The organism is Methylobacterium sp. E-066 (assembly GCF_022829635.1).
In the GTDB taxonomy this organism is placed as follows: domain Bacteria; phylum Pseudomonadota; class Alphaproteobacteria; order Rhizobiales; family Beijerinckiaceae; genus Methylobacterium.
This window is the reverse complement of sequence record NZ_JAKSYO010000102.1, coordinates 49,656-75,275: the sequence shown is the minus strand read 5'-3', so window position 1 is coordinate 75,275 and position 25,620 is coordinate 49,656. Positions and strand designations below refer to the sequence as shown.

Sequence of the window (25,620 nt, the reverse complement as noted above, 5' to 3'; positions counted from 1 at the left end):
CCAGGCCCGCGGCAAGACCCACAAGCAGGCCCTCATCGCCTGCGCCCGAAAGCTGCTCATCTACGCCAACACCGTCCTCGGCCGCGGCACGCCATGGCGTGCCGCGGCCGAGCCCGCATAACGGTTGCTCAGGATGAGGGTGTAGGTGGGATGAGCGTAGGTCTCTGACCGGGTCTCAGTAGCGGCCGGGCGGCGGCGGGGGCGGGTTGCCGTATTCGAGCTGCGTCTTGGCATCCGCCGGCCGGCGCGGCGGCGGGGTGAGATCGGGGGCGGCGGCCGGGGCGCTCGCGCAGGCAGCGAGGGTGGCGGCGACGAGGCCGGCAAGGATGCCGGAAAGCGTGACGCGGACGACGGAAGACATGAGCTGAGGCACTCCCGGCCATGCCCCCGGGGCGGAACGCACTGGTCCGCGGCGGGAGGATGCCATACGACACGGGCCAGCCCCTGTCGCGGGACCACCCACGATCCGGTCTGAACCGGGATCGTGCTGGAAGCTCGGCCGTACCGTGGCCGCATCATGGGGCAAGCGTGGCCGTTTCGCGTCGGCCTCGACCCATTCAAAAGGATCCGGACCCTGACCCCCGCCGCCCGCTGCTCCGCCGCCATCGAAGTCCTGACCGATATCACGGAGCGCCGCCGCCCGGCCGCCGACGCCCTGAAGGATTGGGGCCTCGCCCACCGCTTCGCCGGCTCCGGCGACAGGGCCGGGATCGCCAGCCTGGTCTACGACGCCCTGCGTCGGCGGGCATCGGCCGCCTGGATCATGGGTTCGGAGGCGCCGCGCGCCGTGCTGATCGGCTCCCTGCGGCTGCAGCAGGGCCTCGCCGCGGCCTCCGTGGCCGCCCTGTTCTCGGGCGAGCGCTTCGCCCCCGAGCCGCTGAGCGACGACGAGCGCGCGCGCCTCGAATCCGGGACGCTGGAGGAGGCCCCGCCCGAGGTGGCCGGCGATGCCCCAGCCTTCGTGCTGCCCGAGCTTCAGGCCGCTCTCGGCGACGACCTGATTCCTGAACTCAAGGCGCTGGCCCGGCGCGCGCCCCTCGACATCCGCGTCAACGCCCTGCGCGGCAGCCGCGACGACCTGATGCCGGCGCTGGAAGCTCACGGGGCCGCCCCGACACCCCATGCCCCCATGGGTGTCCGGATCCCGATCGGCGCCGACGGCCGCGGCCCGGCGCTCCATGTCGAGGCCGAGTTCCTGGACGGCTGGTACGAGATCCAGGACGAGGGTTCGCAGCTCGCCGCCCTGCTGGCCGACCCGCAGCCGGGTGAGACCATCGTCGATCTCTGCGCCGGCGGCGGCGGCAAGGCCCTGGCGCTGGCCTCCCAGACCAGGAACGGCGTCCGCCTGATCGCCACCGACGGCGATCCGCGCCGGCTCGCGCCGATCCACGAGCGCCTGCGCCGGTCCGGCGCCGAGGTCGAGGTGCGCACCCCGCGCAGCGGCAAGGCTCGGGCCGACGTGCTCGAGGATCTCGACGGCACGATCGACCGGGTGCTGGTCGACGCGCCCTGCACCGGCTCGGGGACGTGGCGGCGAAACCCGGACGCCAAGTGGCGCCTGCGCCCCGGCAGCCTGGCGTTGCGCGTCGCCGAGCAGAGCCAGGTCCTCGACCGGGCGGCCAAGCTGGTCCGGCCGGGCGGGCGGATCGTCTACATCACCTGCTCGCTGCTGCCCGCGGAGAACGACGCCGCCGTGGCCGGCCTGCTGTCGCGCTGGCGCGGGCGCTTCGACGCCGTGCCGGCCGAGACCGTGCTGGCGGCGGGACCGCCGAGCCTGGCAGCCGCCGTGCGCCAGACCGCCCACGGCCTGCAGATGACCCCGCTGCGGACCGGGACCGACGGATTCTACGTCTCCGTGATCACCCGGCGCAGCTGAGACGGCGCCGCTCCGGAACCACGCCCCCGTCCCGCGACGTTGGGCGAGGGATGTGTCAGGAGATCGTCATGCCCGAACCCGTCCCCTGCGCCGTCCGGACCCGGTCCTGAGCGACGCCCGGGGCCGGTTCATGCACCTCGACCGTCGTCTTCTGCTCGCTGGCCTGAGCACCGCTCTCGGCCTGCGCGCGGCCAAGTCCCAAGACAAACCGCCGGAGCCGGCGCCGCACGAGGCGATCCGTGCCCTGCCGCGCTCCCTGCCCGGGGCCGATCTCCAGGTGATCGACCTATGGCCCGGCGAGCCGCCGGGGGGCGGCACAGGGCCCGATTCGGACGGCTACCGCTACGTCGAGGGCGTTTCGGGCGACATCACCCGAGTGGCAAAACCCTGCCTGCTGGCGATGCGGCCGGCCAATCCCAACGGCGCGGCGATCATCGTGGCGGCCGGGGGCGGCTACCAGTTCATCGCGCTGGGCAACGAGGGTGTGCCGGTCGGGCGCGTGCTGAACGCGGCGGGCATCACGGTCTTCCTGCTGGTCTACCGCCTGCCTGCGGAGGGCTGGGGGGCGGGACCAGATGCGCCGCGGCAGGACGCGCAACGGGCCCTGCGGCTGGTGCGGGCTCGGGGTGCGGAATACGGCATCGATCCGGCCCGGGTCGGCGTGCTCGGCTTCTCCGCGGGCGGTCACCTGATGGGCGAGACCGCGGTCGGCACCGCCAACGATCTCTACGCGCCGGTGGACGAGGCCGACGCGCAGCCGGTACGGCCGATCCTGGCCGGGCTGATCTACCCGGTGATCACCATGCGCAAACCGTTCGACCGGACTGCGACGCGGCGGATTCTCGTGGGCGACGAGGTCACCCCGTTCGAGATGAAGACCTACTCGGTGGACCTTCAGGTCGGGCCGGAAACGCCCCCGACCTTTCTGGTCCAGGCGCTCGACGATCCGGTGGCGGTGGCCGACCATCCGCTGCTGATGTTCTCGGCGCTCCGCAAGGCGCGGGTCCCGGCGGAGCTGCACCTGTTCGAGCGCGGCGGCCATGGATTCGGGCTGGGTGCACCCGGAACGCCGGCCGCCGCCTGGCCGGGCCTGTTCCTGGCCTGGATCCGGCTCCACGGCTTCCTGCGGCCGTAGCCGCGCGATCAGTCCTCGCGCAGCCGGTGGAGCTTGGCGACCTTTGGGCGGCTGGTGCGGAACTGGCCGCGCTCCACCGCCACGAACACCACGATGGCGATGGCGATGATGCTCAGCCACCAGATCGCCGTGAGACCGACGCCGAGGCAGGCCACCGTGAAGGCGGCGGCGAAGCAGCCCATCGCTCCCGGGATCAGGGCCGGGATGTCCCGGCCGCCCCGGCGGATCGAGGCGTAGAGCGCGAAGGCAGCTGCCAGCGCGCCGACGATGCCGAGCTCGTACCAGAACTCGAACAGGGCCGTGGTCGGCGCGTTCAGCGGCAGCATTCCGACGAGGCGCCCGCGGAGCGCCGTCTCAAAGCCGTGGCCGGTGATGAGCCGCACCGGATCGGTGGTCACGACCTTCTGCCAGCTCTTCAGCGACAGCACGGCCGGCGACAGCGGCCCGAGCAGGGCGGCGCCGATCGGACGGGCCAGGAACGGCAGCAGCGGTGCTATCGCCAGGAGCGCCGCCGAGATCGTCGCGGTCAGCACCACGCCGAGCTTGGGCCGATAGCTCGTCACTGCGAAGGCCAGCGCCCCCACCGCCAGCGCGGCGATCTGCGTCGCGTCCGGCTGGACCGTCAGCGCCAGGGCGACCAGCAGGGCGAGCCCCAAAGCCTCGCGGTCGCGCCGCCGGGACCGGAGCCAGGCGAGCGCCGGCCAGACCAGAAGGATCAGCAGGATCAGGCCGCGGTCGAGGGCGCCGTCGTCGTCGATGCCGGGAGGCGCCAGGTGGGCGCCAAACAGCCCGAGCACGATCGCCACGATGGAACCGGCCACGACCCCAAGTGGCAGCAGGTAGAGGTTGGCCGAGCGCATCCGGTCGGGGAGGGCGAAATAGCCGAGCAAAGCCAGCCCGATCGTCGCCGCGAGGTTGGCGAGCCGCTCCACCGCCGGCCCGAGGAACGGCGTCCAGGTCAGCGACAGCACCGACCACAGCACCACCAGCATGCCGGCCAGGAAGGCCGGCGCGGTGAGCAGCCGGGATACGGCCGGGCGCACCGGGCGCTGGCGCCGGTCGATCGCGCTGGCGATGATCAGCAGCACCACGGCGATCGGCGCCAGGATCACGGTGGCCCGGCGGGCGACCTGCGCCAGCACCGGCAGGATCACGAACAGGCCGAAGAAGCCGATGCGCCGCAGCAGGGCGGCGGCGTCGAGCGCCGGATCGATCGTGGTGGGGTTCGACGCGCGCGGCATCTAGTGCCTTCTCCCGGACCGAGGCGGCCGGATCACGTTCGATACGCAAGCCCCGCGCAAGCCGCTGTAGACCCTGGGCAACACTCCCGTGTCCGCGCGCCGATGCGCCGCGGGTTCAGGCCACCCGCGTGGCCGCCCGGGGGCGTCTGCGGACGAGCCGCAGGCCGACATCCGACAGCACGCGCCAGCCGCCCCAGGCGGCCAGGAACCCGATCAGCCCCGCCGCCAGGCCATCGGCGTTGGTCGGGACGGCGGGGCTGAAATCCTGATAGGCCGCCTGCGCCACCGGCACGTCCGGGTCGCGCAGCATCGCGACCACGCGGCCCAGCGGGCTCGTCGCCGAGGCCAGGGCCTGTTGCTGGGAACTCAGCCGGGCGAGCCGGGCGATATCGGCCTGGGCGGCCTCGCCGCGTCGGGCGACGAGCTGGTCGGGATTCGTGCGCAGCCGGTCGACTGCGCCGTCGCGGGTGGTGCCGGAAGCCTGCGCGTCGGATTCGAGCACCGCCACCTGCCGGCGCAGCTCGTCGACCGCGCCGCCGAGGCGCTGCGCGTATTGCTGCGCGAATTCGGGGGCCTGGGCGGCGATCACGCCGCCGAGCAGGCCGAGGGCGAGGCCGAAAGTGCGGAACACGCGGAACACGTCAGACCCTCCGGTTCGGAATCAGGGCACGACACTCAAAGCATGACGGCGCCCGAGGACCAAAAATCAGGCCGGCAGGGTCAGCAGACCGGCCTGGCCGTCGGCGCAGCCGAACAGCATCCGGTTGCCGCGCGCGTCCCAGGCGAGCGCGGTGATACCGCTGCCTTGGACGGCGCGCCGCACCAGCAGCTCGGAGGCATCGGTGAAGCGGACCAGCAGGATGCAGCCATCCTCGTAGCCGACCGCCAGGACCGGCGCCTTTGGGTGGAACGCCACCCGCGAGACCCGCGCCGGCCGGACGCCGCATTCCCGCGGCGCCTTGCCGGTGGGGCCTTCCTTGGAGTCGAACGGCCAGACGATCGCCGCCTCGGCGCCGCCGGTGGCGAGCCAATCCCCGTCCGACGACCACGACACCGACCGGACCTTGCCGGGATAGCCCGACATCCGCATGTGGCCGCGATCCGGCTGGAGGCGCCAGCCGTGCAGGGCGTTCTCCTGCATGGTCGAGACCACGAACCGGCCGTCGGGTGACCATGTGACATCGATATGCGAGCCCTTCCAGCTCACGACCTCGGCGGGGGTCTCCAGATTCGGGAACCATAGACTGACGCCGTTGTAGTGTGCGACGCCGAGCCGGTAGCCCTTCGGGGCGAAGACCAGGCCGCGGGCGGTGGACGGGGCCGTGAAGCTCTTCTCCCGGCCCTTGGCGTCCCGGGCCACGACTGCGCGCCCCGCCGACCAGGCGACGGCGCCGTCCGGGTGCAGCGCGATGGCGTCGATCCAGGCGCCGCCCTTGGCGACGCCGAGTTCCTGGGTCGCGCCCCCGGGCCGGATCTCGACGACGCGGCCGTCGTCACCGCCGGTGACGAGGCGGTCGGAGCTACCGGCCGCCACCAGGATCCCGCTGTCGGGATGGGCGGCGATGCGCGCGAGATCGTCGCCCTGCACCAGGGCGACGGTGCCGTCGCCGAGCGCCAGGGCCGGCGAATCCTTCAGGAAATGCGCCGCGACCACGTGGGCGCCCGCTTCCAGCGGGGCGACGTGGTCGGTGAGGGAGGGATGGCTGACGGACTCGCTCATGGTGACTCGACCTTCTTGGCCCGCGGGCCGGCGCGCAGGACCAGCACCGCGGTGATGAGCGCGAGCACCCCCGAGACCGCCGCCGGCGCGACAAGGGCGTAGAGGGCGAACGCTTCGTAGGCCAGCGCCCCCAGGAGGGCGCCCAGCAGCAGGGACAACCAGACCAGCCCGTCGCCGATCCACCCGAACGGGTCACCCGTGCGAGTGAGCGCCCTGGCGATCTTCTGGCCCAGGCTGAACAGAGCTCCGGTGACGAAGGTGGTGCCGGCACGGAACCCCTGCACCTGCGCCAGCACTGCGTTCTGCGCCCCCATGGCGACGGCCACGAAGAACGCAGCGAGCCCCAGCTCGGGCGAGGCCAGTCCCAAAGCCAGGCCGCCGAGGATCAGCAGCGACTCGTAGGCCAGCACCACCGGGGTGGTCCAGCGGGACGGCACCAGGATCGCCAGGCCGCTGCCCAGCACCGAGCCGGTGAGGAAGGCCGCGATCAGAATCGCCGGCAGCACCATGCGGGAGAACTGCGCCTCGGCGCCGAACACCGCGAGCTGCGTGGTGTTGCCGCTCATGAACGAGGTGTAGAGCCCGCCCAGCCGCACGAAGCCGAGCGCATCGACGTAGCCGGCGAGCCCCGTGAGAAGCAGGCCGGTGCCCAGCTGCCAGGACCGGTTCACGAATCCGCCCTCCGGCCGCATTCCGGTAACGCACCGTTAACCATTTCGGACGCTCCGTTCACCGGCAGCGGGGCGGGGTTAACGGCCCGTGCACCAAGTCGGAGCAATTCGATGCAATCACCGCGAACGCCGGAGCGCAGGGGCCCGTTGCTCCTTCGATCCGGCGCGGGGCTACCGCGCCCCCGCCGGGTGAGTGGGAGTTGCGTCATGATGCCGTTCGCCGCCGCCTTCGCCTGCCCGTCCATGCCCGCCCTGGATTCGGCCGCCCCGACCATCCTCGTGGTCGAGGACGAGCCGACCGTCTGCGAGCTGGCCGCGGAGGCGCTTCTCGAAGAGGGTTATCGGGTGCTCACCGCCGCGGATGCCTGGGAGGCCGAGGCGATCCTGGCGCGGGAGAGCGTGGACATGCTCTTCACCGATATCGACCTCGCCCGCAACACGAACGGCTTGGCGCTGGCGCGCCGCGCCCGCAGCGTCTGCCCCGATCTGCCCGTCATCTACACGTCCGGCGGCCGTGCTTGCCTGTCGCCCGCCGATGCCGTCTCCGAATCGGTGTTCGTCCCGAAGCCGTATCGGCCGAGCCAGCTCGTGGCGCTGACCAACGACATGCTGCGCGCCGTGCACCATCACCACCACGCCTGACCCCGGATTTCCAAGGAACCCCGCCATGCGGCGCCCGCTGATCGCCACCGGCCTCGTCCTCGCCCTCACCTCCTCCGCCCTGGCGGCCCCGGCCACCTGCGACGTGAAGGGCGCCCAGATCGAGGAGGGGATCGCCGCCAAGACGGAACTGCGCAAGGACGCCAACGAACAGACGGTGCGCGACCTGCGCACGCTGCGCGACGCGGCGATCGTGCTGGAGACCTACAAGTTCCCCGGCGAGTGCGAGGTGCTGCTCGGTATCGCGAAATCGCTGCTGGCCAACCCCGACAAGACGATCGTGCAGGGCGGCAACACCGACGAGGACGAGGCTGAGAGCCTGGTCGAGGCGCGCGAGCCGAAGGCGAAGGCGCCGGCGGACGAGAAGGCACCGGCCGGGAAGACGCCGGCTCCGAAGGCGAATTGAGGGCGGGGGCAAGCTCGCGCAGCCGGGATCGACGTTCTTCCCGAAAACCCACCTCATCCTGAGAGGCGGTGAGTCGTTCGATCAGTGACGCTTCGACCGCATGAGCCGCAAATCGGTGCGGTCACGGATAGGCTTACGGGCGAGGACAAGGCGCGGGTCTCCTCGTCCGTGCGGGCTAGCGGATCCAGAGATCGGGGTCGGCAGGATACGCTGGAGACACCGCGGCTCTTCCTTCCCCGCAGAGCTACGATATTCACACATTGGCTTGCGAAAACCGCCACGTGCCCCCTCTCCCGTGTGGGAGAGGGTTGGGGTGAGGGACCAGGTTTTTCCGGAAAGCGCGCATCCCTCACCCTGTCCCTCTCCCGCACGGGAGAGGGGACCCGCGCCACATCCGGGGATGTGTGAAGCCGATAGCCCGCAGAGGGGGAGGGAGGGCGCACGATACGACGCGTCCAGACTTCCCCGAACACTTGAGGCGATCCCCTACCGCTCCTCGCCCGCGCTCGCCCCGAGCTTCGCCCGGGCCAGCGCCCGCCCCAGCTTGGCGGCGATCCGCTCGCGCAGGATGTCGGCCATCTCGATATCGACCAGCCGCCAGCTCAGGCCCCTCAGACGCAGGCGGATTCGGGTGCGCTCGGCCCGGGGAGCCTCGGGCGGGATCGGGATCACGACGGCCCGGAAGCCGCGCATTTCCAGCGCGGCGTAATAGGGCAGGAGCCGACCGACGCTGCGGATCGCCAGGCCCTCGGCCTTGAGGTCGGCGGGGCGCTCGATGTCGAGCTTGTCGGGCCAGCCGTTGTCGAGGAGGTCCATCACTGTCTCGGGCGTGACCAGGGTCTCGGCCAGCGCCAGAGCCAGTCCGTAGGCCACGTCATTGAGGCGCTGCCGGTCGCGGGGTTCGAGGTCCAGGTCGGTGTCGGAGGCGGAGCGCACCGCTCCGGTGATCTGGCGGACCAGGGACAGCCGCAGCGTCCGGAAATTCACGTGGCTTTCGATATAGGCCACGTCGTGCCGGCGCACGGCCTGCGCCAGGTCGTAGAGCGACCAGAGCGGGCTCACCGTAAAGGCGAGCCAGGCCAGAGCGAGCGCGAGCGGGATCGCGAGCCAGCGCACCACCCTACGATCCCGTCCGAGCCGTCACGGCCGCGAAGCCCAGGTTTCAAGCCCCGCGAAGGCCGCCACCACGCCCTCGTAGACCGGCCGCTTGAACGGCACGATCAAGTCCGGAAGCTCGGCGAAGCGCGCCCAGCGCCAGGCGTCGAACTCGGCCTTGTGTGCGCCGCCGCCGGGGCTCAGCACGTCGATTAGATCCTCGCTGCCGAGGAAGCCGTAGGCGAACCATTTCTGGGTTTGGCCGCGATAACGTCCCTTCCAGGCCTGCTTCGCCACCGCCGGGGGCAGGTCATAGGTCAGCCACTCCGGAATCTCGCCGAGCGGGCGGACCGCGTCCGGCGGCACGTTGGTCTCCTCGTAGAGTTCGCGAAGCGCCGCTATCGACGGATCCTCTCCGGGATCGATGCCGCCCTGGGGCATCTGCCACATATACGGGCCGGCGACGTGCTCCGGGCCGGCATCCTTGGTCCGGCGCCCGACGAAGACGCCGCCCGAGGGCGCGATCAGCGCGACGCCCACGCAGGGGCGGTAGGGCAGCGCGGCCCCCGAGTCGGAATCTGTGGTCATCGCGGGCGACCATAGGTCAGGGGCAAGTCGCGCGGCAACGGCGCCGGCATCGGAAAGCGCGCGCTCAATTGGCCGTGCTGACCCGCTTCTCCACGGACCCGCGCAGGGCGACGCTCGCCGGGACCAGGCGGATGCCGCGGGTGTCGAGATCCTTGGCCCAGCGGGCGATCCGGTCGACGCTGAGGGCCGCGCCGCCGGCCGAGACCAGGGCGAAGCCGGTGGCGCGGGCCTTCGCCTCCGCTTGAGCCAGCGCCGCGTCGATGGCGTCGGCGCGGGGCACGGCGTCGAGGACGATCTCGGCCCGGGCGATCGGGGTGCGGGTCTTGTTGGTCAACGCCGGTTTTGGGCCGGTGCCGTCGTCAAGGTAGCCGAGGCCGCGGGCGCCGATCTCGCGCAGGATAGGCTCGAAGGCCGGGTCGGCCATCATCTTGGCGCCCATGAAGTTCGCCACGCCGACATAGCCCGGGAAGCGGGCGAGCGACCAGGCGAGGCGGTCGGCATTCTCCAGGCCCTTCAGGGCGGTGAGCAGGGTCTGGGGGCCGGGATCGCTGTCGGGATAATCGAACGGCTCCATGGGCAGTTGGAGGAAGACCTCGTGGCCGGCATCCCGGGCGCGAGCGGCCGAGCGCTCGGCCTCGGCGCCGTAGGGCAGGAAGGCGAGGCTCACGGCCTGGGGAAGGCGTACGGTCGCGCCGGCGGTGGCGGCCTGGCCGACGCCGAGGCCGGTGACCAGGATCGCGATCCGGGGGCCGGTGCCGGGCTCCTCGGCCCGGGCGTAGACGTCGAGGGGGCGGACCCGGCCTTCGCCGAGCTTCGGCATCGTGCCGTGGCGGCCCTGCTCGCTGATGCGCGGGTCCGGCGCGGGGCTGAGCCGGGGCACGTTGGCCGGCGGCACGCGGATCACCACGGCCTCGCTCGGGCCCGAGCCGGGCGGACGCACCACCGTCACGCCGGAGGCGGTCTCGATCTCCTCGGCGCTGCGCTGCTGCGCCCCGCCCGCATTGACCACCGCCGTGCCCTGCGGCTCGGGCGCCGCCGCCACCGGGGCGGGGGCGGCCCGCGACGGGGGCTCGCGCATCGTGATCGCGACTTCCACGCGCGGCTCGCCGCCCTGGGGATCGCCCAGCGCCAGCACGAGCCCGCAGGCCGCCAGCAACCCGCCGGCGATCACGCCCGCGGCCACCTTGGGCCGGCGCAGCGGCGCGACGAGGCGCCCGAACCGGCCCAGGGGCTGCTCCGGCGCCTGCGCCTCCGGCACCCCGAGGGGGCGCGTGAGGATATCGTCGGTGGGTTCGGTCAAGCGGCACTCGATGCGGAGTCGCGTCCCACGCCCGATAGCAGCGGCACGAATCCTGGCGATCATTGCCGGCCGGTATGGTTAATCTTCCGCTAACGTCTCGAATGGCCACGAAAAACCCCGCCCGGCACATCTGCCGGACGGGGTTTTTTGGGGTTGCGGTCCGCGGACGCGTTTTAATTAGGCACGCTCGGCTTCTGCGGCGCCTGGGTGCCGTTGGCGGCGCCCTTCTGGATGCCATGCAGGAAGTCGATCGCCGAGAGGAGCTGCTTGTCCTTGGCCGGGTCCGGCGGGATGTAGGCGGAGGAGCCGCCGCGCTCGTCGGTATCCTTCTGCTTCAGGTGGCCCTTCAGACCGGCCTCACCCTTGGTCTCGTCCTTGCCCTTCAGCTCGTCGGGCACGTCCTGCAGCACCTCGATATCCGGCTCGATGCCCTTCGCCTGGATCGAGCGGCCCGACGGCGTGTAGTAGCGCGCCGTGGTCAGCCGCAGGGCGCCCGAACCGCCGAGCGGGATGATCGACTGCACGGAGCCCTTGCCGAAGGAGCGCGTGCCCATGATGGTCGCGCGCTTGTGATCCTGCAGGGCGCCGGCCACGATCTCGGAGGCCGAAGCCGAGCCGCCGTTGACCAGCACCACCACCGGCTTGCCCTTGGTCAGGTCGCCGGCCTTGGCCGAGAACCGCTGGGTCTCGTCCGGGTTGCGGCCGCGGGTGGAGACGATCTCGCCCCGGTCGAGGAAGCCGTCGGAGACCATCACGGCCTGGTCGAGCAGGCCGCCCGGGTTGTTGCGCAGATCGACCACGTAGCCCTTCAGCTTGTCGGCACCGATCTCGCCCGACAGCTTGTCGATGGCGGCGCGCATGCCGTCGAAGGTCTGCTCGTTGAACTGGGTCAAACGGATATAGGCGACGTCGCCGCCCTCGACCTTCGAGCGCACCGGCTTGATCTTGATCACGTCGCGGGTGAGCGTGACGTCCAGCGGCTCCTTGGCCTCCTTGCGGGAGATCTTGAGCTTCACGGCCGAATTCACCGGGCCGCGCATCTTGTCGACCGCCTGGTTCAGGGTCAGGCCCTGGACCTGATCGTCGTCGATCTGGGTGATGATGTCGTTGGCGAGCAGGCCCGCCTTGGCGGCCGGTGTATCGTCGATCGGGGTGACGACCTTGATCAGGCCGTCCTCCATGGTGACCTCGATGCCCAGCCCGCCGAACTCACCGCGGGTGGTGGTCTGCATGTCACGGAACGCCTTGGCGTCCATGTAGCTCGAATGCGGGTCGAGCGAGGTCAGCATGCCGTTGACGGCAGCCTCGATCATCTTCGACTCGTCCGGCTTCTCGACGTAGTCGGTGCGGACCTTCTCAAACACGTCGCCGAACAGGCTCAGCTGGCGATAGGTCTCGGCCGAGGCGGCCACCGCCCGCGGTCCCGACAGGAAGTCGGTCTGGGTCGCCACCATGGAGGTGCCGGCACCCAGGAAGGCGCCGAGCATGATCAGGGATGTCTTGCGCATCAGCCGCGAACCTTCTCGCCAAGTATCTTGTCACTGGGGCTCTTCGCCCACCACGGCTCCGGATCGACGGAGCCGCCATCCTTCTTGAACTCGACGTAGAGGGTCGGCTCGCCGTCGGACCCGGGCGGGCCCGCGCTACCCTCGCCCATGCTGCCCACGGGTTCCCCCGCGAGAACGAACTGGCCGACCTCTACGCTAATCTGATCCATCCCCGCCAGCAGAAGATAGTAGCCATCGCCGGCGTTGATGATCAAGAGACGCCCGTAGGACCGGAACGGCCCCGCGAACTGGACCCAACCATCGGCTGGGGAGGAGACCAGCGCCTTCGGCCGCGTCGTGAAGGAGACGCCGCGGGTGGTCCCGCCATTGCCGTCCGGCTGGTTGAAGCCCCGCGCCAGCCGCCCGCTGACCGGCCGCGGCACTTCGCCCCGCGCCTCCGCGAAATGCACTTTCGGGGCCAGACGGGCCGGATCGCGGAAGCCCGCCGCGGCGAAACGCTCCTGCGTCACCCGCGCCTCGCGCTCGGCGGCGGCCTTGGCCTCCTCGGCCGACCGCTTGGATGCAGCGACCTCGGCCTCGGTGCGGTCGAGCAGGTCCTTGAAGGATTTGGCCTGGGCGCCGAGTTCGGCCGCGCGCTTGCGCTCCGCCGTCAGGCCGCTCTCCACATCCGCCTGCCGGGCCCGCCGGGCGGTGACCAGGGCCTGGAGGCGCTGCTGCTCGCGTGCCCAGCCGGCGAGGTCGTTGGCCAGCCCCTCCTTGTCCTGCGCGATCAGGCCGCGCAGGCGGATCATCTCGGCGAGATCGGCGGCCAGGGTGTCGACCTCGCCGCGCAGCTCCGGCACCACGGCGCCGAGCAGCATCGAGGTGCGGATCACCGCCAGAACGTCCTCCGGGCTCACCAGCACGGCCGGTGGCGGCCGACGGCCCATCCGCTGGAGCGCCGCCAGGATCTCGGCGACGATGCCGCGGCGGGCATGGAGCGAGCGCCGGATCGCGGCCTCGCTCTCGGTCATCGCCTTCAGGCGCTCTTCCAGGCGGCTCAACCGGTCCTCGGTGGCCTGCGCCTGCCGCCCGGCATCGAGGAGCGCGCTGTCGAGCTTGGCCCGGTCCGAGCCGATCGCCGCGATCTCGCCCTCGAACTGCGCCCGCTGGCCGGCGCTGGCGGCGAGTGCCTCCTGGACCCGCTTCAGATTCTCGGCTCGCCGCTCGCGCTCCTCGGTGGCACGCTGGATCTTATCGGCCTCGGCATTGGGGGCCGGGTCCTCGGCGCGCGACGGCCCAGCCGCGCAAGCCAGCGCGATCAGCACGAGCGCGCGGAGGGTTGAACGCTGTCGGACGATACGGGCGAGGCTATCGAACCGCACGGCGCCTCAGCCCGGCTCGCCGCGGTGATACGGGTGGCCGGCCAGGATGGTCAGACTGCGATAGATCTGTTCGAGGGCGAGCACGCGCACGAGTCCATGGGGCAGGGTGGCGGCCCCGAAGGACAGGATCAGCTCAGCCTTCGTCCGAATTGAGGCATCGAGCCCGTCCGGGCCGCCGATCGCCACCATCAGGGCCGGGCGACCGGCGTCGCGCCAGCCGGTGATCCGCTCGGCCAGGGCCTCGCTGGCGATGTCCGAGCGCCCGCGCTCGTCATAGGCCACCAGCACCCCGCCGGGCGGCAGTTGCGTCAGCAGGGCGGTCGCTTCCTCGGCGCAGCGGTCCGGCGCCCGGCGGGCCCGGGACTCCACGATCTCGACGCTGTCGCAAGCGGAAAAGCCTAGGCCGCGGCCGAGCTGCGCCGCCCGGTCGCGGTATCGTGACGCGAGCTCACGCTCCGGGCCGGCCTTCAACCGGCCGATGGCTGCCAGGACGAGGCGCACGGGGGAGGGGTCTCTTGCTGTGTCGGGTCGGATGACCTGTGCTCGATCCCACTCGATCCCTCATCCTGAGGTGCCCGCGTTAGCGGGCCTCGAAGGAGGGTTCCAGAGATCACAGCGACCTCTGGAGGGCTCCTTCGAGGCGGCTTCGCCGCACCTTAGGATGAGGGGGATGGGTGGGACAGATGTTGCCTCACCGTCATTGCGAGCGCAGCGAAGCAACCCAGGGCAGCGCGCGATCGCCGAAGGTGGCGCACTGGGTTGCTTCGCTGCGCTCGCAATGACGGCGTGGGTCGGCGGACCGCTAATCCGCCGCCAGGCCGACCGGGCGGTCCGCGCCCCACATCTTCTCGAGATTGTAGAAGCCGCGCACTTCCGGGCGGAAGATGTGGACGAGCACGTCGCCGGCGTCGATCAACACCCAGTCGCAGGCCGGCATGCCCTCGACCCGGGCGTTGCCGTAGCCGCGGCTCTTCATCTCCTGGATGAACTTGTCGGCGATCGAACCGACATGGCGCTGCGACCGGCCGGAGGCGATGATCATCGTGTCGGCGAGCGAGGTCTTGCCCGCGAGGTCGATCGCGATCGTCTCCTCGGCCTTCATCTCGTCGAGGCAGAACAGGGCGAGCGCCTTCAGGTCGTCCGAGCGCGCCATCCCGGGCTCTTCCGGGACGGGGGCATGGGTGCGGATGGTCTCCGTGCGAATGGTCTCGGGCAGCGTCCTGATTCCTCGTGTTGTCGCGCCGCCCTCTCGGGGCGCGCCGACCGGTATGAAATTGGCTGTATCGTGCGGCGATTGCAACTGCGTCGCATGCGAAGGGGCTCAGGCACCCCGCCGGCCGTTGCGGATCTCGGTGGAGGACAGGGGCGATCGGGGGCCGTGGAGGAACACCCAGGCCGGCGGCGGACGGGTCGGCAGGGTGTGGGCCGCGTCCTCCGGGACCCGGGCTCCGGCGAGCCGATGGGCGGCCCGGGCGCTGAGCGGCGTCATGGTGAAGCCCGGCCGGTCCATGATCGCGATCGGCACCAATTGGGCGATCTCGGCGAATCCTTTCCAGCGGTGGAAATTGCCGAGCGAATCCGCCCCCATGATCCAGACGAACTGCACCCCGGGGCAGCGGCGGGTCAGGTAGCGCAGGGTCTGGATCGTGAAGCGCACGCCCAACGCCGCCTCGATCCCGGTCACCGCGATGCGCGGGTGCCGGGCGATCTCCCGGGCCTGGGCGCAGCGCGCCTCCACGGAAGGCAGGGCGATCCGGCTCTTGAGCGGGTTGCCGGGGCTCACCAGCCACCACACCCGGTCGAGCCCGAGCCGCCGCAGGGCCGTCACGGTGACGTGGCGGTGGCCGTGATGGGCGGGGTTGAAGGACCCGCCGTAGAGGCCGATCCGCATGCCGGGGGCGCTCGGCGGCAGGGTCAGCCGCACGCCGGGACTTCGCGCGGGATCACGGACGGATCTGGCCGCTGCCGTGGACGCGGTACTTGAACGTGGTCAGCTGCTCGACGCCCACCGGGCCGCGGGCATGCATGCGCCCGGTGGCGATGCCGATCTCGGCCCCGAAGCCGAACTCGCCGCCATCGGCGAACTGGGTCGAGGCGTTGTGGGTGACGATCGCCGAATCGACCTCCGCGAGGAAGCGGGTCGCCTCGGCGCGGTCCCCCGTGATGATCGCGTCGGTGTGGTGCGAGCCGTAGGTCTCGATGTGCTCGATGGCCGCCTCGATCCCGTCGACTACGCGCACCGCGATGATCGCGTCGAGATATTCGGTGTGCCAGTCGTCCTCCGAGACCGGTGTCACCCGGGGATCGACCGCCTGGGTCTCGGCATCGCCGCGCACGGCGCAGCCGACATCGAGCAGGGTGCGGACCAGGGGCGCCAGATGGGTCGCCGCGCAGGCACGGTCGACCAGCAGGGTCTCTGCGGCGCCGCAGACGCTGGTCCGGCGCATCTTGCTGTTGAGCAGCACGGCCAGCGCCATGTCGAGATCGGCCGCCGCCGCCACGTAGACGTGGTTGACGCCGTCGAGATGGGCGAAGACCGGCACCCGCGCCTCGGCCTGGACACGCTCGACCAAGCCGCGCCCGCCCCGGGGCACGATGACGTCGATGCAGCCTTCGAGGCCGCCGAGCATCAGCCCGACCGCGGCGCGGTCCCGGGTCGGCACCAGCTGAATCGCGTCGGCGGGCAGGCCCGCCTCAGCCAGGCCCTCGCTCATCGCCTTGGCGATCGCCATAGCGCTGCGGTGACTGTCCGAGCCGGCGCGCAGGATCGCGGCGTTGCCGGCCTTGAGGCACAGCGCGCCGGCATCCGCGGTGACGTTCGGGCGGCTCTCGAAGATGACGCCGATGACGCCCAGCGGCACGGCGATGCGCTCGATCAGCAGGCCGTTCGGCCGCTCGATCGCGGCGAGCTGGCGCCCGACCGGATCGGCCAGCGCGCCGACCTTCTCGACGGAGTCGGCGATTCCCGCGAGGCGGCCGGCATCGAGGGCGAGCCGGTCGATCAGCGCGGCGCTCTGGCCGGCCTGGCGAGCGGCGGCGACGTCGCGGGCGTTCTCTCGCAGGATCTCTTCCGCATTGGCCCGCAGGCGCTCGGCGATCAGCCGGAGCGCCCGGTCCTTGGTCTGGGCCGAGGCGAGCGCCATGCGCCGGCCGGCGACGCGCGCCCGCCGGCCGATCGCCGCCATCATTTCCGGCAGGGCATCGGCCTCGGCGAGATCGGATCTCAGGTTCAGGACGGGCACGGTGGCGTCCTCGGTGTTCGAGGGCCGCTGGAACCGGCCCGACAGGGGGTGAGGCCGTATTTGCACATCGGGCGACGGGCCTACAAGTGTGCTGAACCGCCGAACGTGACAGAGATCGTCCGATTCACGATTGGACAATAATCGATCAGAATCAGTCTAGTCTAAAACAATGCCAGATCATCCCGATGCACCATCCAGGCGCGGCCCGGATAGTTGAGCAGTTCGGGGATGCGGGCGCTCGGATGGCCGATGATCAGCGCGGCCTCGGCGCTGTCATACGCGACGAGCCCGCGGCCCAGCACCCGCCCCTCGACATCTCGGATCATCACGGCATCGCCCCGGGAGAAGCTGCCCTCGATCGCCCGGACTCCCACCGGCAGCAGGCTGGCCCCGCCGAGCAGGGCCTTGGCGGCGCCGGCATCGATGGTCAGCGTCCCGCGCGGCTCCAGGGAGCCGGCGATCCAGGTCTTGCGCGCTGCGGTGGGCGTCGAGCCCGACAGGAACCAGGTGCAGCGCGCGCCCTCGCGGACCGCCTTCAGGGGGTTCTTGCCCCGCCCGTCCGCGATGACGAGGTGCGTGCCCCCGGAGGCCGCGATCTTGGCCGCCTCGACCTTGGTGCGCATGCCGCCCCGGGACAGTTCCGAGGCCGGCCCGCCGGCCATCGCCTCGATCTCCGGGGTGATGCGCTCCACCACCGGCAGGTGGCGCGCCTCCGGGTCCGACTGGGGCGGTGCGGTGTAGAGCCCGTCGATATCCGAGAACAGCACCAGCACGTCGGCATCGATCATGGTGGCGACCCGGGCGGCCAGCCGGTCGTTGTCGCCATAGCGGATCTCGGAGGTCGCCACCGTGTCGTTCTCGTTGACCACCGGGACGGCGCGCATCTCCAGGAGCTTCAGCACGGTGGCCCGGGCGTTGAGGTAGCGGCGGCGCTCCTCGGTGTCCTGCGGGGTGACCAGGATCTGCCCCGCCACGATGCCGTGGTGCCCGAGCGCCTCGGCCCAGTGCCGGGCCAGGGTGATCTGACCGACCGAGGCCGCGCCCTGGCTCTCCTCCAGCCGCAGGATCCCGGGCGGCAGGCCCAGCACCGTCCGCCCCAGGGCGATGCTGCCCGAGGACACGACCAGCACGTCGACGCCCCGGCTATGCAACTCAGCGATGTCCTCGGCCAGGGCCGCCAACCAGGCATGGCGCAGCCGGCCGGCATTGCGATCGACCAGCAGGGCCGACCCGACCTTGATGACGACGCGGCGGAATTCTTCGAGGGCCGGGATCATAATGTTTCGCAGAGACGGGTTACCGGGTGCGGTTTGGACGAAGTCCGCGCGAATGAACAGCGGCGGTTCTGCGAAGGCCCCAGCCGGCCAGCGTGGACAATCTCAAGGCGACGGACTGTAAGCCGGCACGAGATCGGTGTGGATAAAGTCGTTGCCTTTGAAGAGAAGCGGCACCGCGTGGACCTTGGCGACGGCGTAGGACAGGCAATCACCGAAGTTCAGGTAGGCGATGTGCCCCTGGCCCTTCCCGTAACGGTTGAAAGCGTCGGCGGCGGCTCGAAAAGCGTCCAGGCCAAAATCCACGGTTCGTATGCTCGGCGTAGCAATGAGACGATCAAGGAATGCATCGGCGAATGCTGGCATCAGCGAGCCGAGCACCATTCGTGTCTCTAGAAGCGTCGGAGTTCCAACGATCGCCCGATGCCGCACGATCAACGCGTCAAAGATTCGCCCCTCAGGCTCATCAAGCGCGATTGCAACGAGGGCGGAACTGTCCAGCGCAATCATGCCGGCAGGCCGTTCCAGTCGTAGAGCCATCCGTGATCGTTGAAGGCTCCGGGAACGATATGCTGGCGGGCCTCGGCTACCAGGGCGCGGATCGCGTCGAGTTCGACCTGTTGCCCGGGTTCGAGGCCGCTTCCCGGCGCTATACGGCGGTCGAGATCGTGCAGCGCTTTCGCGACTGCCTCATCCAGGGAAATCCCGAGCCGTCCGGCGATGTCGCGGGCCAGCTCGAAATCCTCGTCGCGAATCGTCACCTGCTGCGTCATCGGGATCTCTCCGAGACCAGATTAACCGGTGGGAACCGCACCGTCACTCACGGCTGCCAGGCCACCACCGGCTGGGCATTCGCCTCCTCAGCCATGCGCGCATCGATCTCGGTCCGGATCGCCCGGAGCGCCTCAGGGACGCCCTTGCGGCTGGCTGAGGACAGGACCAGCGGCGCCCGGCCTGCCGCGCGCTTCAGCTTGGCGACCTGGCTCTTCAAGGTCTCGGAATCCAGCGCGTCGGCCTTCGAGAGCGCCACGATCTCGGGCTTGTCGGCCAAGCCGTTACCGTAAGCCTCGATTTCACCGCGGACCAGCTTGTAAGTCTTGCCGGCATGCTCGGTGGTGCCGTCGACGAGGTGCAGCAGCACCCGGCAGCGCTCGACATGGGCCAAAAACTTGTCGCCCAAGCCGACGCCCTCGTGGGCGCCCTCGATCAGGCCGGGAATGTCGGCGAGCACGAATTCGCGGTTGTCCGAGCGGACCACGCCCAGGCCCGGATGCAGGGTCGTGAAGGGGTAGTCGGCGATCTTCGGCTTGGCCGCCGTGACGCTCGCCAGGAAGGTCGACTTGCCGGCATTCGGCAAGCCGACGAGGCCGGCATCGGCGATCAGCTTGAGGCGCAGCCAGATCCACATCTCCTGGCCTTCCAGGCCCGGATTGGCGTGCTTCGGGGCGCGGTTGGTCGAGGTGGTGAAGTAGGCGTTGCCGAAGCCGCCATTGCCACCCTTGGCCAGCCGGATTCTCTGGCCGACCTCCGTGAGATCGGCGACCAGCGTTTCGCCGTCCTCGGCGAGGATCTGCGTGCCGGCCGGCACCTTCAGCACCACGTCGGCACCGTTGGCGCCGTGGCAGTTCGAGCCCATGCCGTGCTCGCCCTTCTTGGCCTTGAAGTGCTGCTGGTAGCGATAGTCGATCAGGGTGTTGAGGCCCTCGACGCACTCGACCCAGACATCGCCGCCGCGGCCGCCATCGCCACCGTTCGGGCCACCGAACTCGATGAACTTCTCGCGCCGGAACGCGACGCAGCCGGGACCGCCGTCGCCGGAGCGGACATAGACCTTGGCTTCATCGAGGAATTTCACGGTGCATCTCGTCGCTGTTTGGCCTCGGCAACCGGGGAGTCGTCGAAGGATATAGGGAGTGCGCCGGACAGTTCGACGCGGTGCCCGGCCTCTCCGTCCGGAGAGGCCGGTTCGCCTTGCTTCAGGACGCCGCCGCGAGGTCCGCCGTGGGGTCGAATGCGCCCGCACGGTCCGCCCAGTCGCCCCGGTCCAGGCCGAACAGATCGACCTCGCGGTCGCCGCCGCGGGCCGGGCAGGCGCGCGGGCCGCGCCCGGTCACCCGGAATCCGACCTTCTCCAGAACACGCCGGGACGCCGGGTTCGCCGGCAGCGCCGAGGCTTCGAGCCGCCCCCCGCCCGCATAGGCGAAATAGGCATGGACCAGGGCCCGCGCCGCCTCGCCCATCAGCCCGTTGCCCCACCAAGGCTGGCCGAGCCAGTAACCGAGATGCGGCGCCCCGCCGCCACCCGAGATCCCGACGAGGCCGATCAGGTTTGCCGGAGCCTGACGCTCGGCAAGCGCCAGGGTCAGGCCGGTGCCGGCGCTGTTGGCCCCACGCGTCGTGAGCAGGAACGCATCGACGGTGTGCCGGTCGAGCGGGTGCGGGATCCGGGCGGTCATCTCGGCTACCGCCCGCTCGCCAGCGAGCCGGAGGATTGCGTCCTTGTCCTTCGCCGTCGGCCAGCGCAGCCACAGCCGGCGCGTCTCGATCCGGAAAACGTCGTCGCGGGTGAGATCGGGGAACATCGTGCCCTCGCAGGGCGGCGTTCCCGGCTCCGGGGCACCGCCTCAAGACGACGAAGGGGAGGATGGTGCCCCATCCTCCCCGGTGTTCCGTCCGATCCGTCCCGTCAGGGGCTCGGCATCGACGTCTCCGGTCCGGTGTGGGACACCGGGCGGGACGCCAGCTTCGCCGCTCGGGCGCCCGCCTGTTATTCCGCGGCCTGGGCCAGCGGGGTTACGGCCACGAAGGCGCGCCCGCGGCGCGTCTCGAAGCGGACATGGCCCGGTACCAGCGCGAACAGCGTGTGGTCCTTGCCCATGCCGACATTGCTGCCGGGATGCCATTTGGTGCCGCGCTGGCGCACGATGATGTTGCCCGGAATCACGGCTTCCGAGCCGAACTTCTTGACGCCGAGGCGCCGGCCTTCCGAGTCGCGGCCGTTGCGGGACGAGCCGCCTGCTTTCTTGTGTGCCATGGGATCTGCTCCGAATGCGTGTGGGTCGCGCGGATCGCGGGCCTCGCCTGGGGCCCGCGCTCGATCACGCGGAGATGCCGGTGATGCGCACCACGGTGTGGTGCTGGCGGTGACCGCGCTTGCGGCGCGAGTTCTGGCGGCGGCGCTTCTTGAAGGCGATCACCTTCTTGTCGCGGCCGTGGCTCACGATCTCGCCCGTGACGCTGATGCCCGACAGGGTCGGCGCACCGACCTGCGTCGCGCCCGCACCGTCGGCGAACAGGAGGACCTCACCGAAGGTCACGGTTTCACCGGCCTCGCCCGGCAGGGTGGCGATGGTGATGGTGTCGTTGGCGGCGACGCGGTACTGCTTGCCGCCCGTCTTGATGACTGCGAACATCGTTGCTCTCGTGTTCTCGAACGGCCTCCGGGGCGGCTGCCCCTGGACCGGCTTCTTGTTTGAAGTCATTGCACGGGCGGACCCGGACAACGCGAAACGCGCGGACCTCGTCGAGGAGGCCGCGCGCCATGCCGGGTCAGTAGGGGCGGGGTGGCGCCGTGTCAATCCTGAACAGGGTCAGCGGATCGGCGCGCCGGTGGCCAGAATGCCCTTGGCGACGCTGCCCTGGGGGCCGAACGCGGCCAGCGCCTGCGCGCACCACGCCTCCCGCCCGTCGGCGGCGAGCTGTTGTCGGACCTGCGTGGCCCGGGTCCGCAGCTTCTCCTGAAGAATCGCTTCCTGCGCCGCCGCGACCTTGGTGGCGAGCCGCAGGGTGGTCAGCTGTCCGGCCTTCACCTGGATGCCCGGGCAAGCCTGTTCGGCGATGATCGTGGTCGCCGCCGCCTCGGCATAGTTGTCGAGCGGGGAGGGCGCGAGTGGGGAAGGCGCTTGCGCGGAGGCCGGACCCGCCAGCACCAGAACCGAGATCAGCCAAGCACCGCGCAACGCTCAGACCTCCATGGCAGCGATCGGCGCGCCGCCCGCGACCGGCTGGACCCTATCGGGCGACCGATCCGGAGCGGGGGCGCGGGGGCCGGTGCTGCCTATACCGGTACGGGCGCTCGCGCCATCTCCGAGCCCGTTCGATCACGCCGCGCCGCCGGGCCGACGCGCTTGCGCGCGGCTCTAAGGAGCTGCCTTGAACTCACCTTCGATGCGCAGGGACACCTCGTCGCCCAACGCCGGCAGGTAGGCGTTCACGCCGAAATCCGAGCGCTTCACCACGGCGCGCCCGTCGAAGCCGACGGTGTAGCGCTGGTCCACCGGGTGGATGCCGGCCTGGTTGAAGGTGGCGTCGATCGCCAGCGGCCGGGTGACGCCGCGCAGGGTCAGGTCGCCGGTGATCCGCGCGGTGGTCGGGCTCGTCGGCTCCACGGCGGTGGCCGTGAAGGTGGCGCTCGGAAACTTGGTCGTGTCGAAGAAGTCCGGCGCCGCCAGATGCTCGTTCAGGCGCGCGCTGCCGGTGATAATGCCGGCGAGCGGCACGCTGACCTCCAGGCGGCTCTTGTCCGGCGCCTTCGGGTCGAGGTCGAGCTTGCCGGTCAGGCCGGTGAACTGGCCGTAATAGGTCGAGTAGCCGAGATGGCTCACCGACCACGTGACCTTGCCGTGATCCGGATCGAGGACGTAGGCGCCTGGCCGGACCTGCGTCGGATCCTTGCTCGGCGCCGCCGCAGCCGGATCGTCCGCCGCCCGGGCCGGGTCGAGGCACAGGAGGCCGATCAGGGCGAGTATGGGCGCGCGCATGGTCGTTTCCCCCGCTCGTCCGGCCGACTTCGATCCCCATCAAGCCTTGCCGTGACGGCACCCCTGATTTCACGAAGTGCGGCCGGGCTCAAGCGCGTCTGGCGGAGGCGCCCGGGCTTCTATAGGCATCGCCCCGACAGCGGACGGGCACAGAATGATCGGCAAGCTCAGGGGCGTGGTGGATTCGTTCGGCGAGGATTTCGTGATCCTCGACGTTTCCGGCGTCGGCTACATCGCGCATTGCTCGGCGCGCACGCTCCAGCGCTTGCCCAAGGTCGGCGAGGCCGCGGAGCTGTCGATCGAGACCTATGTCCGCGAGGACATGATCCGGCTCTACGGCTTCCGCTCCGATGCCGAGCGGGAATGGTTCCGGCTGCTCCAGACCGTGCAGGGCGTGGGCTCGCGGGTGGCGCTGGCGATCCTGTCGGTGCTGGAGCCCGACGCCCTGGCGAGCGCCATCGCCACGGGCGACAAGGGCTCGATCAGCCGGGCGCCCGGCGTCGGGCCGCGGCTGGCGGCGCGGCTGACCGCCGAGCTGAAGGACAAGGCGCCCGCCTTCGCACCGGTGGACCCGGCCCTGATCGCGCTCACCGGCGCCGTCGAGGAGGGCGCCGCGCCGCGTCCGGTCGCCGACGCGATCTCGGCCCTGGTCAATCTCGGCTACCCGCAGGTGCAGGCCGCCGCCGCCATCGCGGCGGCCCTGAAGGGAGCGGAGGAGGGGGCTGAGGCCAAGGTGCTGATTCGGCTGGGACTGCGCGAACTCGCCCGCTGAAGCCGGACAGGCTGAGTTGCCGAACCGGATGATCGGACGTGAGCGATCCGATCGGCTCCCTGTGATTTGCGCCGCCTTGACCCGGAGCCGGAGCGATGCCATCTCCCCGATGACCAGTAAGGCCTTGAAAAGTCTTCTACTTTTCAGTCGTTCTAATCTGGTGGGTCCGAAATGCCTTGCTCGACACGGTCGGGTTGGGCCCGAGGAAGACGGGTTCTGCAGCGCGCATGATCGTCTGTTCTTGCAACGTCCTGTCCGACGGCGCAGTGCGCAGCTGCCTGTCGCCCGGCCCGGGCTGTCCCCGCACTCCGGCGCAGGTCTACGCCTGCCTCGGCTGCAGCCCGAAATGCGGGCGCTGCGCCCGCACGATCCGGGAGATCATGCGCAACGCGCTGGGAGAAGCCGCGGGCGATCAAGGCAGCCATGAATGCTCGACGGCTTGCGCGAGCGCTTGCAGTTTGGTTTTATTCCAAACTGCGGAGGACGGGATTTCGGCGTGACGCCACGACCCCCCCGCCAGAATAGCTGTTGGGAGTACGGGGGCCATGAAGGGCGACACCAAGGTCATCGAGTACCTGAATCGCGGCCTGAAGAGTGAGCTGACTGCGGTCAGTCAGTACTGGCTGCATTTCCGGATGCTCAATGACTGGGGCTATATCGATCTCGCCAAGTTCTGGCGCAAGGAATCGATCGAGGAGATGAACCACGCGGACCGGTTCATCGACCGGATCCTGTTCCTCGACGGCTTCCCGAACCTGCAAGAGCTGGAGCCGCTGCGAATCGGCCAGACCGTGCAGGAGATCATCGAGTGCGACCTCGCCGCCGAGAACGGCGCCCGCAGCCTCTATCTCGAAGCCGCGCAGTACTGTGAGTCGATCAACGAGCGCGTGTCGAAGAATCTGTTCGAGCAGCTCGCCGAGGACGAGGAAGGCCATATCGACTTCCTCGAGACCCAGCTCGAGCTGATCAAGCAGATCGGCCTGCCGCTCTACGCGCAGAAGCATATCGGCGGCCTCGAAGCGATCGCCCCCGAGAAGGACTGAGCTTATAGCGGGCTTCCGCGTCGGGCTCCTTGAGAGACGATGCGGAAGCCCGCGATCGGGACCATCCCTAACAGACGGTCCGGCCCATTGATGGCGCGCCTGACTTCGGCCAGGCTCGCCGGGGACGGAACGACACAGGACAACGTGAATGCGGCTCGTGGTGGTCGGCGCGGACGGGCGCATGGGGCGGATGCTGGTGCGGGCGGTGGCCCAGGCTGAAGGCTGCACCCTGGCGGCGGCGATCGAGCGCGAGGGCTCGCCGGTCCTCGGGCAGGATGCCGGCGTGCTCGCCGGACTTCCCACCCTCGACGTGGCGGTGACCGACGACCCGCTGAAGGCCTTCGCTACCGCCGACGGCGTGCTCGACTTCACCGCCCCCGCCGCCACCGTGCAATTCGCCGAGCTGGCCGCCCAGGCCCGCATCGTCCACGTGGTCGGGACCACCGGCCTGTCGGAGGACGATCTCGCCAAGCTCAAGGCGGCTTCCTATCACGCGCGCATCGTGCGCTCCGGCAACATGTCGCTCGGCATCAATCTGATGGCGGAGCTGGTGCGCCGGGTCGCCAAGGCGCTGGGCGACGAGTTCGACATCGAGATCGCCGAGATGCACCACCGCATGAAGGTGGATGCGCCCTCGGGCACCGCCCTGTTGCTCGGCGAGGCCGCCGCGGAGGGGCGCGGCGTCGACCTCAAGGACGTGCGGGTCTCGACCCGGGACGGGCATACCGGCGCGCGCCGGCCGGGTGATATCGGCTTCGCCACCCTGCGAGGCGGCTCCGTGGTCGGGGACCACAGCGTGATCTTCGCCGGAGCCGGCGAGACCCTGACCATTAGCCACCACGCCGCCGATCGCGGGCTGTTCGCCGCCGGCGCCGTCAAGGCCGCGCTCTGGGCGCACCCGAAGCCGCCGGGGCTCTACTCCATGGCGGACGTGCTCGGGCTCTAGACTCTCACCAGGGGACCTG

Annotated in this window: 31 protein-coding genes; 8 read left to right on the top strand and 23 right to left on the bottom strand. The window is 70.6% G+C overall.

Going from position 1 to position 25,620, the window contains the following annotated elements; all coding sequences use genetic code 11:
• Nucleotides 1–175: 175 nt before the first annotated feature.
• Complete coding sequence (locus MKL20_RS14955; protein WP_244037325.1) at nt 176–361, bottom strand: hypothetical protein; 186 nt, start codon at nt 359–361, stop codon at nt 176–178.
• Nucleotides 362–517: 156 nt separating this feature from the next.
• Between MKL20_RS14955 and MKL20_RS14950 the strand changes: the two genes are divergently transcribed.
• Both MKL20_RS14950 and MKL20_RS14945 read left to right on the top strand, forming a co-directional pair.
• Nucleotides 518–1,876: an RsmB/NOP family class I SAM-dependent RNA methyltransferase gene (locus MKL20_RS14950; RefSeq protein ID WP_244037331.1), complete on the top strand. Its 1,359-nt coding sequence runs from the start codon at nt 518–520 to the stop codon at nt 1,874–1,876.
• Nucleotides 1,877–2,006: 130 nt separating this feature from the next.
• The gene (locus MKL20_RS14945) at nt 2,007–3,011 is read left to right on the top strand and encodes an alpha/beta hydrolase (RefSeq protein ID WP_244037324.1); all 1,005 of its coding nucleotides are present in this window, start codon (nt 2,007–2,009) and stop codon (nt 3,009–3,011) included.
• Between the two features lie 8 nt (nt 3,012–3,019).
• Here MKL20_RS14945 and MKL20_RS14940 read toward each other — a convergent pair whose 3' ends face one another.
• The 4 genes from MKL20_RS14940 to MKL20_RS14925 all read right to left on the bottom strand — a co-directional run bounded on the left by MKL20_RS14940 (nt 3,020) and on the right by MKL20_RS14925 (nt 6,643).
• On the bottom strand, nt 3,020–4,252 hold the full coding sequence (locus MKL20_RS14940; protein ID WP_244037323.1) for a peptide ABC transporter permease: 1,233 nt from the start codon (nt 4,250–4,252) through the stop codon (nt 3,020–3,022).
• 115 nt (nt 4,253–4,367) lie between these two features.
• Nucleotides 4,368–4,892: a DUF2937 family protein gene (locus MKL20_RS14935; RefSeq protein ID WP_244037322.1), complete on the bottom strand. Its 525-nt coding sequence runs from the start codon at nt 4,890–4,892 to the stop codon at nt 4,368–4,370.
• A gap of 66 nt (nt 4,893–4,958) precedes the next feature.
• Complete coding sequence (locus MKL20_RS14930) at nt 4,959–5,972, bottom strand: WD40 repeat domain-containing protein (protein ID WP_244037321.1); 1,014 nt, start codon at nt 5,970–5,972, stop codon at nt 4,959–4,961.
• Nucleotides 5,969–6,643, bottom strand: coding sequence for a YoaK family protein (locus tag MKL20_RS14925; RefSeq protein WP_244037320.1), 675 nt, complete (start codon nt 6,641–6,643; stop codon nt 5,969–5,971). Before MKL20_RS14925 ends, MKL20_RS14930 begins: the two co-directional genes overlap by 4 nt.
• A gap of 207 nt (nt 6,644–6,850) precedes the next feature.
• Between MKL20_RS14925 and MKL20_RS14920 the strand changes: the two genes are divergently transcribed.
• Both MKL20_RS14920 and MKL20_RS14915 read left to right on the top strand, forming a co-directional pair.
• Nucleotides 6,851–7,285, top strand: coding sequence for a response regulator (locus MKL20_RS14920; protein ID WP_243962352.1), 435 nt, complete (start codon nt 6,851–6,853; stop codon nt 7,283–7,285).
• 25 nt (nt 7,286–7,310) lie between these two features.
• Nucleotides 7,311–7,709, top strand: coding sequence for a photosystem reaction center subunit H (locus MKL20_RS14915; protein ID WP_244037319.1), 399 nt, complete (start codon nt 7,311–7,313; stop codon nt 7,707–7,709).
• A 486-nt stretch (nt 7,710–8,195) separates the two neighbouring features.
• Here the strand turns inward: MKL20_RS14915 and MKL20_RS14910 are convergent, their stop codons facing one another.
• The 18 genes from MKL20_RS14910 to MKL20_RS14825 form a co-directional block, all read right to left on the bottom strand.
• Nucleotides 8,196–8,825, bottom strand: a complete 630-nt coding sequence (locus MKL20_RS14910) for a DUF2939 domain-containing protein (RefSeq protein ID WP_244037330.1) — start codon at nt 8,823–8,825, stop codon at nt 8,196–8,198.
• Nucleotides 8,826–8,849: 24 nt separating this feature from the next.
• The gene (locus MKL20_RS14905; RefSeq protein WP_244037318.1) at nt 8,850–9,392 is read right to left on the bottom strand and encodes an RNA pyrophosphohydrolase; all 543 of its coding nucleotides are present in this window, start codon (nt 9,390–9,392) and stop codon (nt 8,850–8,852) included.
• 64 nt (nt 9,393–9,456) lie between these two features.
• Nucleotides 9,457–10,692, bottom strand: a complete 1,236-nt coding sequence (locus MKL20_RS14900) for a divergent polysaccharide deacetylase family protein (protein ID WP_244037317.1) — start codon at nt 10,690–10,692, stop codon at nt 9,457–9,459.
• A 173-nt stretch (nt 10,693–10,865) separates the two neighbouring features.
• Entirely contained in the window at nt 10,866–12,200 is a 1,335-nt protein-coding gene (locus tag MKL20_RS14895; RefSeq protein WP_243962360.1) for a S41 family peptidase, read from the bottom strand.
• Nucleotides 12,200–13,564, bottom strand: a complete 1,365-nt coding sequence (locus MKL20_RS14890; RefSeq protein WP_244037316.1) for a murein hydrolase activator EnvC family protein — start codon at nt 13,562–13,564, stop codon at nt 12,200–12,202. Before MKL20_RS14890 ends, MKL20_RS14895 begins: the two co-directional genes overlap by 1 nt.
• 6 nt (nt 13,565–13,570) lie before the next feature.
• Nucleotides 13,571–14,065: a 23S rRNA (pseudouridine(1915)-N(3))-methyltransferase RlmH gene (gene rlmH, locus MKL20_RS14885; protein ID WP_244037315.1), complete on the bottom strand. Its 495-nt coding sequence runs from the start codon at nt 14,063–14,065 to the stop codon at nt 13,571–13,573.
• A 301-nt stretch (nt 14,066–14,366) separates the two neighbouring features.
• The gene (rsfS, locus tag MKL20_RS14880; RefSeq protein WP_243962369.1) at nt 14,367–14,717 is read right to left on the bottom strand and encodes a ribosome silencing factor; all 351 of its coding nucleotides are present in this window, start codon (nt 14,715–14,717) and stop codon (nt 14,367–14,369) included.
• Between the two features lie 168 nt (nt 14,718–14,885).
• Nucleotides 14,886–15,488 carry a nicotinate-nucleotide adenylyltransferase gene (locus MKL20_RS14875; protein WP_313902722.1) on the bottom strand — a complete coding sequence of 201 codons (603 nt, stop codon included), beginning with the start codon at nt 15,486–15,488 and terminating at the stop codon, nt 14,886–14,888.
• A 19-nt stretch (nt 15,489–15,507) separates the two neighbouring features.
• Complete coding sequence (locus MKL20_RS14870; RefSeq protein ID WP_244037314.1) at nt 15,508–16,806, bottom strand: glutamate-5-semialdehyde dehydrogenase; 1,299 nt, start codon at nt 16,804–16,806, stop codon at nt 15,508–15,510.
• Between the two features lie 161 nt (nt 16,807–16,967).
• Complete coding sequence (gene proB, locus MKL20_RS14865; RefSeq protein ID WP_244037313.1) at nt 16,968–18,083, bottom strand: glutamate 5-kinase; 1,116 nt, start codon at nt 18,081–18,083, stop codon at nt 16,968–16,970.
• Between the two features lie 102 nt (nt 18,084–18,185).
• Nucleotides 18,186–18,590, bottom strand: a complete 405-nt coding sequence (locus MKL20_RS14860) for a type II toxin-antitoxin system VapC family toxin (RefSeq protein ID WP_244037312.1) — start codon at nt 18,588–18,590, stop codon at nt 18,186–18,188.
• Nucleotides 18,587–18,853: a hypothetical protein gene (locus MKL20_RS14855; protein ID WP_244037311.1), complete on the bottom strand. Its 267-nt coding sequence runs from the start codon at nt 18,851–18,853 to the stop codon at nt 18,587–18,589. The genes MKL20_RS14860 and MKL20_RS14855 overlap by 4 nt, the downstream gene beginning before the upstream one ends.
• A gap of 47 nt (nt 18,854–18,900) precedes the next feature.
• Nucleotides 18,901–19,935, bottom strand: a complete 1,035-nt coding sequence (gene obgE / locus MKL20_RS14850) for a GTPase ObgE (protein ID WP_244037310.1) — start codon at nt 19,933–19,935, stop codon at nt 18,901–18,903.
• A 121-nt stretch (nt 19,936–20,056) separates the two neighbouring features.
• Nucleotides 20,057–20,662 carry a GNAT family N-acetyltransferase gene (locus MKL20_RS14845; protein WP_244037309.1) on the bottom strand — a complete coding sequence of 202 codons (606 nt, stop codon included), beginning with the start codon at nt 20,660–20,662 and terminating at the stop codon, nt 20,057–20,059.
• A gap of 185 nt (nt 20,663–20,847) precedes the next feature.
• Nucleotides 20,848–21,114 (bottom strand): 50S ribosomal protein L27, encoded by a 267-nt coding sequence (gene rpmA, locus MKL20_RS14840; RefSeq protein WP_007568208.1) that lies wholly within the window; start codon nt 21,112–21,114, stop codon nt 20,848–20,850.
• Between the two features lie 64 nt (nt 21,115–21,178).
• A complete protein-coding gene (gene rplU, locus MKL20_RS14835) occupies nt 21,179–21,493 on the bottom strand; it encodes a 50S ribosomal protein L21 (protein WP_007568206.1) in 315 nt (104 codons plus the stop codon).
• Nucleotides 21,494–21,670: 177 nt separating this feature from the next.
• Nucleotides 21,671–22,039 carry a hypothetical protein gene (locus MKL20_RS14830; protein ID WP_244037308.1) on the bottom strand — a complete coding sequence of 123 codons (369 nt, stop codon included), beginning with the start codon at nt 22,037–22,039 and terminating at the stop codon, nt 21,671–21,673.
• Nucleotides 22,040–22,219: 180 nt separating this feature from the next.
• Entirely contained in the window at nt 22,220–22,840 is a 621-nt protein-coding gene (locus tag MKL20_RS14825) for a YceI family protein (RefSeq protein WP_244037307.1), read from the bottom strand.
• Between the two features lie 154 nt (nt 22,841–22,994).
• Here MKL20_RS14825 and ruvA point away from each other — a divergent pair, with 154 nt between their 5' ends.
• From ruvA to dapB, 4 genes are all read left to right on the top strand, one after another.
• Nucleotides 22,995–23,612: a Holliday junction branch migration protein RuvA gene (ruvA, locus tag MKL20_RS14820; RefSeq protein ID WP_243962383.1), complete on the top strand. Its 618-nt coding sequence runs from the start codon at nt 22,995–22,997 to the stop codon at nt 23,610–23,612.
• 227 nt (nt 23,613–23,839) lie between these two features.
• Nucleotides 23,840–24,112, top strand: a complete 273-nt coding sequence (locus tag MKL20_RS14815) for a bacterioferritin-associated ferredoxin (protein ID WP_244037328.1) — start codon at nt 23,840–23,842, stop codon at nt 24,110–24,112.
• A gap of 45 nt (nt 24,113–24,157) precedes the next feature.
• Nucleotides 24,158–24,655 (top strand): bacterioferritin, encoded by a 498-nt coding sequence (gene bfr, locus MKL20_RS14810; protein WP_243962384.1) that lies wholly within the window; start codon nt 24,158–24,160, stop codon nt 24,653–24,655.
• A gap of 148 nt (nt 24,656–24,803) precedes the next feature.
• Nucleotides 24,804–25,601: a 4-hydroxy-tetrahydrodipicolinate reductase gene (gene dapB, locus MKL20_RS14805; protein WP_244037306.1), complete on the top strand. Its 798-nt coding sequence runs from the start codon at nt 24,804–24,806 to the stop codon at nt 25,599–25,601.
• Nucleotides 25,602–25,620 lie beyond the last annotated feature (19 nt).

What these genes read in the sequence shown, in the direction of transcription:
- MKL20_RS14955 (WP_244037325.1), bottom strand. Translation starts at nt 361, where the DNA reads ATGTCTTCCGTCGTCCGCGTCACGCTTTCCGGCATCCTTGCCGGCCTC.
- MKL20_RS14950 (WP_244037331.1), top strand. Translation starts at nt 518, where the DNA reads ATGGGGCAAGCGTGGCCGTTTCGCGTCGGCCTCGACCCATTCAAAAGG.
- MKL20_RS14945 (WP_244037324.1), top strand. Translation starts at nt 2,007, where the DNA reads ATGCACCTCGACCGTCGTCTTCTGCTCGCTGGCCTGAGCACCGCTCTC.
- MKL20_RS14940 (WP_244037323.1), bottom strand. Translation starts at nt 4,252, where the DNA reads ATGCCGCGCGCGTCGAACCCCACCACGATCGATCCGGCGCTCGACGCC.
- MKL20_RS14930 (WP_244037321.1), bottom strand. Translation starts at nt 5,972, where the DNA reads ATGAGCGAGTCCGTCAGCCATCCCTCCCTCACCGACCACGTCGCCCCG.
- MKL20_RS14920 (WP_243962352.1), top strand. Translation starts at nt 6,851, where the DNA reads ATGATGCCGTTCGCCGCCGCCTTCGCCTGCCCGTCCATGCCCGCCCTG.
- MKL20_RS14915 (WP_244037319.1), top strand. Translation starts at nt 7,311, where the DNA reads ATGCGGCGCCCGCTGATCGCCACCGGCCTCGTCCTCGCCCTCACCTCC.
- MKL20_RS14905 (WP_244037318.1), bottom strand. Translation starts at nt 9,392, where the DNA reads ATGACCACAGATTCCGACTCGGGGGCCGCGCTGCCCTACCGCCCCTGC.
- MKL20_RS14895 (WP_243962360.1), bottom strand. Translation starts at nt 12,200, where the DNA reads ATGCGCAAGACATCCCTGATCATGCTCGGCGCCTTCCTGGGTGCCGGC.
- rsfS (WP_243962369.1), bottom strand. Translation starts at nt 14,717, where the DNA reads ATGGCGCGCTCGGACGACCTGAAGGCGCTCGCCCTGTTCTGCCTCGAC.
- proB (WP_244037313.1), bottom strand. Translation starts at nt 18,083, where the DNA reads ATGATCCCGGCCCTCGAAGAATTCCGCCGCGTCGTCATCAAGGTCGGG.
- MKL20_RS14860 (WP_244037312.1), bottom strand. Translation starts at nt 18,590, where the DNA reads ATGATTGCGCTGGACAGTTCCGCCCTCGTTGCAATCGCGCTTGATGAG.
- MKL20_RS14855 (WP_244037311.1), bottom strand. Translation starts at nt 18,853, where the DNA reads ATGACGCAGCAGGTGACGATTCGCGACGAGGATTTCGAGCTGGCCCGC.
- MKL20_RS14845 (WP_244037309.1), bottom strand. Translation starts at nt 20,662, where the DNA reads ATGTTCCCCGATCTCACCCGCGACGACGTTTTCCGGATCGAGACGCGC.
- rpmA (WP_007568208.1), bottom strand. Translation starts at nt 21,114, where the DNA reads ATGGCACACAAGAAAGCAGGCGGCTCGTCCCGCAACGGCCGCGACTCG.
- rplU (WP_007568206.1), bottom strand. Translation starts at nt 21,493, where the DNA reads ATGTTCGCAGTCATCAAGACGGGCGGCAAGCAGTACCGCGTCGCCGCC.
- MKL20_RS14825 (WP_244037307.1), bottom strand. Translation starts at nt 22,840, where the DNA reads ATGCGCGCGCCCATACTCGCCCTGATCGGCCTCCTGTGCCTCGACCCG.
- ruvA (WP_243962383.1), top strand. Translation starts at nt 22,995, where the DNA reads ATGATCGGCAAGCTCAGGGGCGTGGTGGATTCGTTCGGCGAGGATTTC.
- MKL20_RS14815 (WP_244037328.1), top strand. Translation starts at nt 23,840, where the DNA reads ATGATCGTCTGTTCTTGCAACGTCCTGTCCGACGGCGCAGTGCGCAGC.
- bfr (WP_243962384.1), top strand. Translation starts at nt 24,158, where the DNA reads ATGAAGGGCGACACCAAGGTCATCGAGTACCTGAATCGCGGCCTGAAG.
- dapB (WP_244037306.1), top strand. Translation starts at nt 24,804, where the DNA reads ATGCGGCTCGTGGTGGTCGGCGCGGACGGGCGCATGGGGCGGATGCTG.